The sequence below is a fragment of the Streptococcus sp. 3.1 genome (genome assembly GCF_016648915.1).
GTDB lineage: Bacteria > Bacillota > Bacilli > Lactobacillales > Streptococcaceae > Streptococcus > Streptococcus salivarius_E.
Genome location: NZ_JACLQV010000002.1, coordinates 205,827 through 218,532 on the forward strand (window position 1 = coordinate 205,827; position 12,706 = coordinate 218,532).

At 42.6% G+C, this 12,706-nt stretch carries 10 protein-coding genes and 1 pseudogene; 8 read left to right on the forward strand and 3 right to left on the reverse strand.

The window, feature by feature from the left end:
* The first annotated feature begins 61 nt into the window (after window positions 1-61).
* Genes aroA through H7U02_RS02310 form a run of 4 tightly spaced genes read left to right on the forward strand, consistent with a single transcriptional unit; the run spans window position 62 to window position 4,077 of the window.
* Window positions 62-1,345: a 3-phosphoshikimate 1-carboxyvinyltransferase gene (aroA, locus tag H7U02_RS02295; RefSeq protein ID WP_037603974.1), complete on the forward strand. Its 1,284-nt coding sequence runs from the start codon at window positions 62-64 to the stop codon at window positions 1,343-1,345.
* Complete coding sequence (locus tag H7U02_RS02300; protein WP_014634149.1) at window positions 1,338-1,829, forward strand: shikimate kinase; 492 nt, start codon at window positions 1,338-1,340, stop codon at window positions 1,827-1,829. Before aroA ends, H7U02_RS02300 begins: the two co-directional genes overlap by 8 nt.
* Window positions 1,820-2,644: a prephenate dehydratase gene (pheA, locus tag H7U02_RS02305; RefSeq protein WP_037603971.1), complete on the forward strand. Its 825-nt coding sequence runs from the start codon at window positions 1,820-1,822 to the stop codon at window positions 2,642-2,644. Before H7U02_RS02300 ends, pheA begins: the two co-directional genes overlap by 10 nt.
* An 11-nt stretch (window positions 2,645-2,655) precedes the next feature.
* The gene (locus H7U02_RS02310; protein ID WP_037603968.1) at window positions 2,656-4,077 is read left to right on the forward strand and encodes an LCP family protein; all 1,422 of its coding nucleotides are present in this window, start codon (window positions 2,656-2,658) and stop codon (window positions 4,075-4,077) included.
* A gap of 14 nt (window positions 4,078-4,091) precedes the next feature.
* On the opposite strand, the gene H7U02_RS02315 is transcribed toward H7U02_RS02310, so the two are convergent.
* From H7U02_RS02315 to H7U02_RS02325, 3 genes are read right to left on the reverse strand one after another with little or no spacing between them, the layout of a single operon-like run.
* Window positions 4,092-5,030, reverse strand: coding sequence for an ethanolamine utilization protein EutJ (locus H7U02_RS02315; RefSeq protein ID WP_037603966.1), 939 nt, complete (start codon window positions 5,028-5,030; stop codon window positions 4,092-4,094).
* A gap of 16 nt (window positions 5,031-5,046) precedes the next feature.
* Window positions 5,047-6,111: an acyl-CoA dehydrogenase family protein gene (locus H7U02_RS02320; RefSeq protein WP_201042710.1), complete on the reverse strand. Its 1,065-nt coding sequence runs from the start codon at window positions 6,109-6,111 to the stop codon at window positions 5,047-5,049.
* A 39-nt stretch (window positions 6,112-6,150) separates the two neighbouring features.
* Window positions 6,151-6,699, reverse strand: coding sequence for a carboxymuconolactone decarboxylase family protein (locus H7U02_RS02325; RefSeq protein WP_002888987.1), 549 nt, complete (start codon window positions 6,697-6,699; stop codon window positions 6,151-6,153).
* Window positions 6,700-6,913: 214 nt separating this feature from the next.
* Here H7U02_RS02325 and rlmD point away from each other — a divergent pair, with 214 nt between their 5' ends.
* The 4 genes and pseudogenes from rlmD (at window position 6,914) to H7U02_RS02350 (ending at window position 12,152) form a co-directional block, all read left to right on the forward strand.
* Entirely contained in the window at window positions 6,914-8,269 is a 1,356-nt protein-coding gene (gene rlmD, locus H7U02_RS02330) for a 23S rRNA (uracil(1939)-C(5))-methyltransferase RlmD (RefSeq protein WP_155198120.1), read from the forward strand.
* A 601-nt stretch (window positions 8,270-8,870) separates the two neighbouring features.
* Window positions 8,871-9,704 (forward strand): annotated as a pseudogene (locus H7U02_RS11480) (ZIP family metal transporter).
* A gap of 14 nt (window positions 9,705-9,718) precedes the next feature.
* Window positions 9,719-10,081, forward strand: coding sequence for an ArsR/SmtB family transcription factor (locus tag H7U02_RS02345; protein ID WP_002890511.1), 363 nt, complete (start codon window positions 9,719-9,721; stop codon window positions 10,079-10,081).
* A complete protein-coding gene (locus H7U02_RS02350) occupies window positions 10,065-12,152 on the forward strand; it encodes a heavy metal translocating P-type ATPase (RefSeq protein ID WP_060973386.1) in 2,088 nt (695 codons plus the stop codon). Before H7U02_RS02345 ends, H7U02_RS02350 begins: the two co-directional genes overlap by 17 nt.
* Window positions 12,153-12,706 lie beyond the last annotated feature (554 nt).

Below are 12,706 nucleotides of genomic sequence, written 5' to 3' on the forward strand. Positions count from 1 at the left end.
TATGGTTGGGCTTTCGATTATGGTATAATGAGAGTAACTATAAAATTTTCAGGAGTAACCTATGAAACTAGAAACCAAAGCCCAAGGTCTTCATGGCAGCTTGCGTATCCCTGGTGACAAGTCAATCAGTCACCGTTCTATCATGTTCGGAAGTCTTGCCAAAGGTGTGACAACTGTTCGTGATATTTTACGAGGTGAGGATGTCCTCTCAACTATGCAGGTCTTCCGTGATTTGGGTGTGACTATCGAGGATGATGGTGATGTGGTACGCATTCACGGTGTTGGTTTTGATGGTCTCAAGGCTCCTCAAAACAAGTTGGACATGGGGAACTCTGGAACATCGATTCGTTTGATTTCAGGTGTGCTTGCAGGTCAAGATTTTGATGTGGAAATGTTTGGAGATGATTCCCTTTCAAAACGTCCGATGGACCGTGTGACCATTCCCTTGCGTCAGATGGGTGTAGAGGTTTCTGGTCAAACAGACCGTGATTTGCCACCTTTGAAAATGCACGGTAGCAAGTCTCTTAAACCTATTCATTACCAATTGCCTGTGGCCTCTGCTCAGGTAAAATCTGCCCTTATTTTTGCAGCGCTTCAAGCTGATGGCGAATCTGTTATCATCGAGAAGGAAAAAACACGTAACCATACGGAAGATATGATTCAGCAGTTTGGTGGTCAGCTTCAGGTAGATGGCAAGGAAATTCGTATTTCTGGTGGCCAAACTTTCACTGCTCAAGAAGTTGTGGTCCCAGGTGACATTTCTTCAGCTGCCTTTTGGTTGGTAGCAGGACTTGTGGTACCTAACTCTAAGATTGTCTTGGAAAATGTTGGTATCAATGAGACGCGTACGGGTATCATTGATGTGATCAAAGACATGGGTGGTAAGATTACCCTTTCAGATATTGACCAGGTTGCAAAATCTGCGACCATTACGGTTGAAACTTCAGAACTTAAAGGAACTGAAATTGGTGGAGATATCATTCCACGTTTGATTGATGAACTTCCAATTATCACACTCTTGGCGACACAAGCTCAAGGTAAGACTGTGATTCGTGATGCTGAAGAACTTAAGGTCAAAGAGACTGACCGTATTCAGGTGGTAGCGGATGCCTTGAATGCTATGGGTGCTGATATTGTACCAACTGAGGATGGTATGATTATCACTGGTAAGACGGCTCTTCATGGGGCAGAGGTTAATACCTTGGGTGACCACCGTATTGGTATGATGACAGCTATTGCTGCCCTTTTGGTTCAAGATGGTGAGGTTGACTTGCAACGTGCGGAAGCTATCAATACAAGTTACCCAAGCTTCTTTAGTGACTTGGAAGGATTGCTCCATGGCTAAGGTTTTATTGGGCTTTATGGGAGTTGGTAAGAGTTCCGTCGCCCCATACCTGGATGGTCGTTTCGTGGATATGGATCAGGTCATCGAGGAGAAAATCGGCATGTCCATTGCTGATTTTTTTGCAAAAGAAGGTGAAGCAGCCTTTCGTCAGATTGAGTCTGAGACTTTGGAGGAACTCCTTCAAGAGGGAGATGACGTCATCATCTCTACTGGAGGTGGTGTCGTTGTGACGGAGCGCAATCGTCAGCTCTTGGCGAAAAATCGTAAGCATAACGTTTGGCTCCATGCTTCTTTCGATGTGGTCTATGATCGCATTGAAAAGGATACCAAGAATCAGCGCCCACTCTTTCTCAATCATTCCAAAGAGGATTTTAAGGCTATTTATGACGGTCGAATGGCACTCTATCAAGATTTAGCAGATTTGGTTGTCACAGTTGATAACCGAACGCCAGAAGAAGTAGCAAGGTTTATCAAATGTATGTAGGTTATTTGGGCCCTAGTGGGTCGTTTACGCATAATGCAGCCTTAAAGGCTTTTCCTAAGGCAGAATTGGTTTCTCTAGGTACCATTACCGAGGTTATCAAGTCTTATGAAGAGGGACGTGTGGATTATGCGGTCATTCCGGTGGAAAATTCCATTGAGGGCTCTGTTCATGAGAGTTTAGACTATCTCTTCCATCAGGCCGATATTCGTGCTGTGGCAGAGATTGTTCAGCCCATCAAGCAGCAGTTGATGGCGACGAAACATCATGAGAAAATTGAGAAAATCTTCTCACACCCACAGGCTATTGCCCAAGGGAAAAAGTATATTAAACAGCATTTTCCACATGCCAAGATTGAGACAACAGCCAGTACAGCCTTTGCGGCGCGTTTTGTCGCTGATAATCCAGATCAGCCATATGCGGCCATCGCTCCGCATGCAGCTGCTAAGGAATACGGTCTTCAAATCTTGGCTAAGGATATTCAGGAGATTGAAAAGAATTATACCCGTTTTTGGGTGTTGGGGAACACCGTTCCTGAGATTCCGCTCAATCAGATTGATTGCAAATTAACGCTGGCCTTGACCCTGCCTGACAATATGCCAGGGGCACTTTACAAGGCCTTATCAACCTTTGCCTGGCGAGGCATTGACTTGACCAAGATAGAAAGTCGTCCTTTGAAGACGGTACTTGGCGAGTATTTCTTTATTATTGATTGTGATTATACAAAGGAAAAGTTGGCTCAGTTCGCTCTTGAAGAGCTGACTGCAGTTGGAATTGGATATAAAATCTTGGGTGCTTACCAAGTCTATGAAATTTAAAGGGAAATCTTATGACCAAATCTAACAATGGACCGTTTACGCATCATGAACGGTTACGTTACAGCTATCTTTTAAAAAATCTTGCTCACCTGAATGGACAGCAGGCCTCAGAATTCAATTATCTTCAAGGAAAGTTGGATGCCTATGAAGCTGAGCGGCGGTATCAAGCGCAAAGAGAGGACTATCAAGCAGCATGGAGCCAGCCTTATGACAATCGTTCTGACTACTATCAAGAACGTGATTATGAGTCTGTCAATCAGCTAACTGAGGAAGGATTGCCCGTCTATCGGGAGGAAGTCGCTCAAAGTAAACCTAAACGTAAAAAGGTTCAAAGACAAGCAACTCCTTCAGCAATGTCGGCTCCAAGGTCCAAGTCGCAAGTAGCCAAGAAGAAGCGACCAAAGAAAAAGAGAAGGCTCAAGAAAGTTGTTAAGCTGGTGCTTAGTTGCTTGAGTCTTGGAGTTGTGTTCTTAGTGATAGCCATGGCCTATCAATTTTACAAGGGAACAGACCTTTCTGCTGCAGGTAATAATGGTAAATCCTATCAGCCTGCCGTAGTTGAGACCTTTAATGGTAAGGATACCAAGGATGGGGTTAATATCCTTATTCTAGGTTCTGACCAGCGAGTTAGCCAAGACTCTACCGATGCCAGAACGGACTCCATCATGGTTGTCAATGTGGGCAATAAAGAAGGTAAGATTAAGATGGTTAGCTTTATGCGAGATACCTTGGTCAATATCAAGGGAGCTTCAGAAACCGACTATTCTCAGGACTTGAAACTTAATACGGCTTTCAATATTGGTGAGCAAAATAATCATCAAGGGGCAGAACTCATGCGTGAGACCCTCAAACGAAACTTTGACATTGATATTAAGTACTATGCCATGGTTGACTTTGAAACCTTTGCGACAGGGGTCGATACCCTCTTCCCGAATGGTGTGGAAATCAATGCGAAGTTTGCGACCATTGATGGTAAAAAAGTGTCATCAGTACAAGTCCCAGATGATTTGAAGATGGACAAGAATGGTCATGTGCCAAATCAAACCATTAAAGTTGGTAAGCAGGATATGGATGGTCGCACCCTTCTGAATTATGCTCGTTTCCGTAAGGATGACGAGGGAGATTATGGCCGTACCAAGCGCCAGCAACAAGTGATGCAGGCTGTTATGAAGCAGCTTAAGAATCCACTTAATCTCTTCAATGGACCTGAGGCTTTGGGGAAGGTTTACTCACTGACCTCAACCAATATGAGTATGACTGATATGTTGGATTTGGGACTTTCAAATGCTGGTAGTTTCAAAAAAGGGATCAATTCGCAAACCATTCCTTCGGATGGTGATTGGATTGACAGTTATGATTTGTATGGCGGTCAAGGGATTGAAATTGATTTTGATAATTATCAGTCAAAATTAAAAGAACTAGGATTTAGATAAGAAAACAAGCAGGTTCACACTGAACCTGCTTGTTTTTTGGTATTAAGAGCTTGTATAAGCGCCTTGTATAAGAGTTTTAGAAAATGATAGAGCAAATAGGTCATGATGACAAGAACGAAGACGAACTCTACCTTATAAACCAATTGGGTAGCTGGATTGACTAGTCCAAGACTGGTAGTGGCCGCCTTAAAAGCATTGACACTATTGACCAAGGGAAAGCTAAAAGCTGCAAAAAGTGGCATAAAACCATTTCTAACCAGTTTTACGAAGAGATCAAGAGCATAGAAAAAGAATGCTTGTGAGAATAAAAGTAGGGCAAGTAAAATGATAGTTGCAGGTCTTTGATTACTCTTGATTGAGCTGGTAATGAGAAGGGCCAGAGGTGCTGCTAAAATGGCAAGTATAGGCCGATATAGGTGAGGTATGGCTATCTGTCTCATTCTCCATAAAACAAGTGGAAAGAGGGCTAGAGTCGCAAATCCCGTTACTCCCAGAATAAGTCCCTTGATGCTAGTTGGAACACTAGCCGGTACTGTCACAAGACTGATAGCAGGGCCAACATAGACCACGAACCAGCTTGGATAGACTTGATTCAAAGAAAATGGGCGTAAAAAACGCAGACTGAAAAAAATAATATAGGCAATATAAAGTCCAAGGAGTCCAAGCCAAGTCACACTCAATCCTGTTTGAGCTAGTGGGAGGCGGCTGGCAAATAGAAAGGCAGCCATAAAGAAACTAGCAAAGGCCGAAGCAATGACTGGATTTCGCAAATCTTCTCTTATTTGTTCAAATCCAAGAATCAAGCGTCCCAGTATAAGTATAAAACCTATACTGGCTAAACACCAAATACCCTGAGCAATCAGGGTATAGTGGCTTATTTGATTGGATAAACTAAAGAGGGCAAGAACTAGACTAGATAGGGCCAAGGGAATTTTCTTAAAAAATACCATCATTGGTCCACCGGCCTTTCTAGCTAGCTGCAAGAATGTGACGAAGCTGCACCGCACTCGGAGATACAATTGGAAGGAAGCCGCCTTCATTCCAACGACGGATAAAGCTTGACTCTGATTCTTTCAAATAGCCACGACCACCACTAGCCTGAAGTTCGAGGAGTAGGCTGTTGGCTACGACATCGACAATATCGATACGCAATTGGAAAAGTTCACGTGGTTTGTCAATGAAATAATCGGCATCATTAAGACCGGCAAAGAGTTGGTCTTGGATAGCAAGAAGATTTCCACGTGTAGCTTCAAATTCTTCACGAAGAACGCTACGGTTACTGTTTAGACTAGCTTCAACCTCATCAAGAGAACGTTTGGCCAAACCAAAGGCGAGACCAAATTGGAAACCAAGGAAGTTCGGACGTGTTTTGGCAATATAGTCCGTACCTTCTTTTGAAAGGATCCAATTAGGATCTAACTTAACGTGATCGAAAGTAAGAGAGGCAGTGTTAGCACCTTGAAGGGAAACGAATTCCAAATCTTCAGAACGGCTGAGTCCCTCAGCTTCAGATGGAATAGTGATAATCCAAGGTTGGCTACCGTCTTTAAAGTCAGCAGCAAAGAGAGCAGCGAATTTATCAGAACGTAGGTTAGTCACCCAAGGCAAACGACCATCAAGATAGTAGTCATCACCTTCTTGACTGATGGTAACATTCAATTCTTCAATATCTGACAAGAATTTGACCGCATTTGACAAGCCAGTTCCACCAGCACGCTCACCGGTATACAATTCTTTCAACCATGTTTCACGAGGATAAGCATTGTCGCTAGCTAGGATATACTCGATGAAAGTACGGTGTCCCCAAGAAATAAAGGAAGCTGTCAAAGAGTGTTGTGCCAATTCATCAAGCACATCAACAACTTGAGTAGGACCACCACCTAGGCCATCAAACTCAGCAGGTACGCCGATTTTAAAGACGTCGTTTTCAGCAATTTTTTCAAGAAGTTGGTCCGCAATGGGTCCAGACTCTTGGTCAATATGGTCAGCGTTGGTGTCCAACCAAGTAAGGAATTCTTTTGAAAAATGTGACATAGGCTTAGGTCCTCCTCTAGTTTATCCTTTGGTTTTGAATTAAGCGAATTCTTGAAGTTCAGGGTTAATCGGTGTTTGTGCGAGATTGTTAGCGTAGTTACACAAGCTAGCAAGGCTGACACCCAAGATAACGTCAAGGGCATTTTGAGCAGTGTAACCAGCTTCCAAGAAGTCATTGTAGGCTTCATCACCAACAGCACCTTTGGTATTGATCACGGCAATAGTGAATTTAGCAAGGGTATCAAGTTTTGGATCGTCTTCGATTGGTGTACGGTTACGAAGGGCTTCCAAGAGTTGTGGTGTCATTTGGATTTGCTTGATTGAAAAAGCTGTGTGACCTGCCACACAGAAAGCACATCCGTTAGTAACAGCAGCTGTAATTTGAACAACCTCACGTTCAGTTGGTGTCAATGAATTGCGACGGTTGATTTCACCGACAGTACGGTAAGTTTCAAGCGCAGTTGGCGCATTAGCAAGGAGACCAATCAAATTTGGAATGAATCCCCCATTGGCATCTTTGACTGTTTGAAGGACGTCTTTGACTTCTTCTGGTGCAGTTTCGATTGTATGAATGGTAATATCTGGCATGATTATTCTCCTTTAGATAGAAACGACATCTAGCCAAGTTGCTGAGTCGTTTAATTTTTTGTCATGGACCTATGATAGCACTGTATGACTTTTCTGAAAAATCTATATTATTTATGGCCAGCCATAAATTTAATTTATATGTGCTATAATGGAGGGTAGTAAAAGGCTTTAGAAGATATGTTTAAGCCCTATAAAGAGTAAAGAAAGTTGAATTATGTTAAATAAAAACGATATTGTAGAAGTTGAAATTGTCGATTTGACACATGAAGGAGCAGGCGTTGCCAAGGTGGATGGCTTTGTCTTTTTCGTGGATAATGCCCTCCCAGGTGAAGTCATCAAGATGCGCGTGCTTAAGCTCAAGAAAAATATCGGCTTTGGAAAGGTTGAGGAGTATGTGACCCTTTCACCAAACCGCAATCAGGACATTGATGCAACCTATCTCCGTTCAGGGATTGCTGATTTTGGACATATGACCTACGAGGAGCAGCTCAAGTTCAAGCGTAAACAAGTTGTGGACAACCTCTATAAGACAGCAGGCATCTCAGACGTAGAGGTCACTGAAACATTGGGGATGGAGACGCCTTACGCCTACCGTAACAAGGCTCAGGTACCTGTTCGCCGTGTTAAAGGTCAGCTTGAAACAGGTTTCTACCGCAAGAATTCGCACGACTTGATTCCAATTGAAGATTTCCTTATCCAAGACAAGGAAATTGATAAACTCATTGTCTTTGTCCGTGACCTTCTCCGTCGCTATGACCTCAAACCATACGACGAGAAGGAGCAGACAGGTTTGATTCGTCACTTGGTGGTTCGTCGTGGCCATTATTCAGGTCAGATGATGTTGGTCTTTGTAACGACCAGACCAAAAGTCTTCCGTATTGACCAAGTCATTGCTAAAATTACAGAAGCTTTCCCAAGTGTCGTTTCTATCATCCAAAACATCAACGATAAGAACACTAACGCCATCTTTGGTAAGGAGTTCCGAACTCTTTATGGTCAAGACACCATCACAGACAGTATGTTGGGTAATGACTATGAGATTTCTGCCCAGTCTTTCTATCAGGTTAACACCGAGATGGCTGAAAAACTCTACCAAACAGCCATTGACTTCTCAGACCTAAACAGCGATAGCATTGTTATTGATGCCTACTCAGGAATCGGGACAATCGGTTTGTCATTTGCAAAACAGGTCAAGGAAGTCTACGGCGTTGAAGTCATCGAAACAGCCGTCGAAGATGCCAAGAAAAATGCAGAACGCAACGGCATTACTAACGCCCACTATGTGGCTGACTCAGCTGAAAATGCCATGGCCAAGTGGAGTAAGAATGGCATCAAACCAGACGTCATCATTGTGGATCCACCACGTAAGGGCTTGACTGAAAGCTTCATCAAAGCCAGCGTCGCCATGCAACCTGAGAAGATTACTTATGTCTCATGTAACCCAGCAACCATGGCGCGTGATATCAAACTCTACCAAGAATTGGGATATGAATTGAAGAAAGTACAACCGGTTGATTTATTTCCGCAAACGCACCACGTGGAGTGTGTAGCTTTGCTCGTAAAAGCCTAGAACCTTTGAACGAAAGGGATAATGAAAAGCCTTGATTGCAAGGCTTTTTGCTTTATGGTGGGGAAGTATTAGAGTAAGTAATTTTTGGAGTGAGTGGAAGTGATAGTTAGGAATTCTCAAATTCTATTTCCATTTACACTGTGGGTACGTTTTTATTTCCATTGACAAGGAGTTTGAGGGAATAGAAACGTACCCACCTATATGAAAAAATCACGAAAGGTTTGATCTATGGAAATCAGTAGAAATTAGGTGATACAATAACACGTTATAAAAACCTTGAAATCAGTATGTTTCAAGGTTTTAAGTACTCTTACGGATAGCATTGGGAACATCTAACTTTCTTGAGGAGTAAAGTTTGTTTCTCAATATAGTAATCGTTAAATTGTGTCGAAGCGTTATATGATATGATAATTCCAAATAGTCCTTTGGGCTTTTTATGGCATTGTGATATTCTCTAAGAACACGAGATTGCTTCAATAATTTACAAAGTTATGGGGATTTCTCATAGCTTTTTTACTTTCTTCCTTGACAATTGAGCGAGTGTTCAACTATAATGATAATAGTTGAGTGGTTGTTCAACTGAATCATCGATTATTGAGGTATGAGATGTAATTTTTCTTCTCTATCACCAGTAATGCAAGCTTTATTAGCTGGCTTATTCAACTGGTTTTGTACCCTTATCGGTGCTAGTTTGGTCTTTTTTGTCAAAACCATTCATCAAAAATTCATGGATATGATGATGGGCTTGGCAGCGGGCATTATGACGGCAGTGGCAGTCTGGCCTTTGCTTGTCCCTTCTTTGGACTATAGCCAGTCAATAGCTACGAACAGATTTTACTGGTTGACGACGGCTGTTGGTTCTATTGTCGGGGGCTTATTTATCCGCTTTATTAATTATTTGGTTCCCGACCTACATTTGAATCATCAGATGAGTGATAAGGAAGGGATTTTGAATCCCAAAAGACCCTTATCAAAGACCATGCTGCTTTATCTGGCGGTAGTGTTTCATAATATACCAGAGGGCTTAGCAGTTGGTGTGGCATTTGCTAGTGTGGCAAATCTCGCAACTAGACTTTCCTTTACGTGAATGAGTGCCCTTGGATTGGCCTTGGGAATTGGCATCCAAAATATTCGAGAAGGCTCTGCCTTGTCCTTGCCACTACGGGTAGAAGGGCGAAGTAGGAAATCAGCTTTCTACTATGGCGCCATGTCAGCGATTGTTGAGTCGATTGCAGCTGTTTTAGGGGCCTATGCTGTTATGTCTATGACCCAGCTACTACCTTATGCTCTCTTATTTGCGGCGGGAGCCATGATTTATGTTGCAGTGGAAGAACTTGTGCCAGGTGCTCAAGAGCACAAGAATACCGATATTGCGACAGGTGGGGTTATGGCCGGATTTCTAATCATGATGTTACTTGATACAACTTTAGTATAGGAGGAATAGAAAATATGTCACAGTGTTTAACAGCTTGTAATCCAGATTTAATTCAAGGGGTCCATGAGACGGAGTTTGATACCGTTACATTGCTAAATATGTCCAATTTTTTTAAGGCGATTTCTGACCCAACTCGTTTGCGGATTTTACAAGCAGTACGGCAAAATCCAATTTGTGTCGGAGACTTAGCGATTGCGTTACAGATGACCAAGTCTGCTATTTCTCACCAACTACGCTATCTGCGGGACTGCCAATTGGTCAAGGGGGAGAAAAAAGGAAGGATGACCTATTATGAACTTGCGGACGATCATGTCGCAGCAGTCTTGTCTTTGACACTGAAACATTTGAAAGAGGAAAAACATGAAGAAAGAGTATGAACTTCGAGGAATTGACTGTGGCAATTGTGCTGCTAAGATTGAACGTGCTGTCAATCAATTGGAGCAGGTAGAATCTGCCACTGTCAATCTGATAGCTCAAAAGCTGATTTTGGAAACAAAAAGCGAAGATGGGATAGATAAGGAAATTATTGACTTGGTGGATGCTATTGAACCTGGAATCGAAGTTATCAGTGAGAAAAAGGAAGAGGCACTTCCAGAAAAACGAGATTGGGCGAAAGAGCTGCTACTTGCTGTTATGATTCTATTTGCCTTCGGCTTTTTCCTGCCAGAGGAGTATTTCTGGATTCGTCTGGTCTATTATCTGACCCTATATATCATTATCGGCCATAAGGTTCTTATCAAGATGGTTCAAAATATTCAACGTGGTAATCTTTTTGATGAAAACTTTTTGATGAGTATCGCGACCTTAGGAGCCTTTCTCTTGGGAGAATTTCCAGAGGCAGTAGCCGTCATGCTTTTTTATCAGATTGGGGAGTATTTCCAAGATAAGGCCACCTCTCAATCTCGTCAGTCCATTGCACGATTGATGGATATTCGGTCGGATAAGGCTTGGAGACTAGAGGGGGGAGAAACCGTTCAAGTAGACCCTGAAACAGTAAGGGTTGCGGACCATATTTTAGTTAAGCCTGGGGAGAAGGTGCCCCTAGATGGTCTGGTCAGAGAAGGTCGTTCTATTCTGGATACGTCAGCCTTGACAGGAGAATCACTGCCTAGGGAAATTGGCGTTGGTGAGGACATTACAAGTGGTGTGATCAATTTGACTAGTCCACTGGTAATTGAAGTGAGTAAGACTTTTTCGCAATCAACGGTCAACAAAATTTTGGAATTAGTTGAAAATGCAAGCAATAAAAAAGCGGAGACGGAACGGATGATCACACGTTTTTCGCGTGTGTATACACCAGTGGTTGTCGGAATCGCTTTTCTGCTTGCAAGCCTGCCTCCCTTGCTTGGTTTAGGGGAGTGGTCGACTTGGCTTTATCGGGCACTTACCTTTTTAGTCATTTCTTGCCCTTGTGCTCTTGCGGTTTCGGTACCAATGAGTTTCTTTGGCGGGCTAGGGGGAGCATCTAAATTAGGTGTCTTAGTGAAAGGTGGGAATTATTTAGAGGCTCTTGCCAAGTTGGATACGGTCGTATTTGATAAGACGGGGACAATTACAAAAGGTATCTTTGCGGTAGATACCGTTGTCAACGCAGAAGGTATCGAGGATAATATTCTGTACCTCGCTGCCCATTTGGAAAGCTATTCCAATCATCCAATCGCAAACTCGATTCGAACAGCCTATGGACAGGAAGTGGACGAGAATAGGGTGAGTCAGATTACCGAGCTACCAGGGCAGGGCATGTCCGGTAGGATAGATGGCAGACAGCTCTATCTTGGGAATGCTAGATTAATGGAAGTTCAAGGGATTGCTTATCCAGCTATTGACAGCACAGGAACAGTTCTCTATTTGGCAGAGGACAGTCACTTTTTAGGCTATTTCCTTATCACAGACCAAGTGAAGGAGACGAGCATCGAGGCCTTGAAGGATTTACAGGCGGTCGGAATTAAAAAAACGGTTCTCCTTTCAGGTGATCGTCAGGCAGTGGTTGATGAATTTGCACAGCAATTTGCCTTCAATGATGCATTTGGAGATTGCTTGCCTCAGGATAAGGTGAGTACATTTGAGGAAATTCTGACTCAGTCTCAGCAGGCTGTTGCCTTTGTTGGAGATGGAGTGAATGATGCACCGGTTCTTGCTAGGGCAGATGTTGGTATTGCTATGGGAGGGCTAGGTTCGGACGCAGCCATTGAATCAGCAGATGTTGTACTGATGGATGATGACCTTGGAAAACTTCCTCAAGTCATTCGACTGGCTAAAAAGACAGTCAGAATAGCTCGGCAAAACATGACCTTGGCTATTGTAGTTAAACTAATTTTCTTGGTTCTAAGTGGATTGGGAATTTCTAATATGTGGGAGGCAATCTTTGCAGATGTTGGTGTAACGCTACTGGCAGTATGGAATGCATTGAGGACCTTGAGGATAGATACCTCCACTTTGTCAAAGTAAGTGAACAAACAGAGCGATATACAAGTTTTTGTATAATCGCTTTTTTAAACTATGATATGGGCTTTAACGATTTTAACCTAAATCTAGTAACCGTTGAACGTGCATCAATAGAACACACTATGACCATCAACAAGAACTACGTTACTTTCATTAAGGGTATTTTCTGGTAAATTTCAAAAATAAAACCTTGATTTTGCGCCATTTCTTTTTTTCCTTCCCGAAGGCGCGGGAGTACACCCCTTTTGTTAAGGATTTATCCCTTTTTAAATAAAAATAATACAAGTAGGACACTTCTAAAAGTGATCTACTTTTTTTAAATATTTTCATTCTAAAGTTTAATTTTAAACAACAACTCTATCACTTTCGTTATATAATATAGATGTTGACTAACTCCACACATTGAGTGTGTGAGTTTGTTAGTGAAACGCAGTTAAACCTCAAAAGGTTCCCTGAACCTTTTGAGTTCCACAGACGCACCATGTTGAGGCGGTAAGTTTGCTAGTCAAGGAGTAAAACGACGAAGATTAGCATTTACTTCCGCCCATGCGATAGCT

Excerpts from the sequence above, each read along its gene's own strand:
- aroA (WP_037603974.1), top strand. The coding sequence starts at position 62 with ATGAAACTAGAAACCAAAGCCCAAGGTCTTCATGGCAGCTTGCGTATC.
- H7U02_RS02300 (WP_014634149.1), top strand. The coding sequence starts at position 1,338 with ATGGCTAAGGTTTTATTGGGCTTTATGGGAGTTGGTAAGAGTTCCGTC.
- pheA (WP_037603971.1), top strand. The coding sequence starts at position 1,820 with ATGTATGTAGGTTATTTGGGCCCTAGTGGGTCGTTTACGCATAATGCA.
- H7U02_RS02310 (WP_037603968.1), top strand. The coding sequence starts at position 2,656 with ATGACCAAATCTAACAATGGACCGTTTACGCATCATGAACGGTTACGT.
- H7U02_RS02315 (WP_037603966.1), bottom strand. The coding sequence starts at position 5,030 with ATGATGGTATTTTTTAAGAAAATTCCCTTGGCCCTATCTAGTCTAGTT.
- H7U02_RS02320 (WP_201042710.1), bottom strand. The coding sequence starts at position 6,111 with ATGTCACATTTTTCAAAAGAATTCCTTACTTGGTTGGACACCAACGCT.
- H7U02_RS02325 (WP_002888987.1), bottom strand. The coding sequence starts at position 6,699 with ATGCCAGATATTACCATTCATACAATCGAAACTGCACCAGAAGAAGTC.
- rlmD (WP_155198120.1), top strand. The coding sequence starts at position 6,914 with ATGTTAAATAAAAACGATATTGTAGAAGTTGAAATTGTCGATTTGACA.
- H7U02_RS02345 (WP_002890511.1), top strand. The coding sequence starts at position 9,719 with ATGTCACAGTGTTTAACAGCTTGTAATCCAGATTTAATTCAAGGGGTC.
- H7U02_RS02350 (WP_060973386.1), top strand. The coding sequence starts at position 10,065 with ATGAAGAAAGAGTATGAACTTCGAGGAATTGACTGTGGCAATTGTGCT.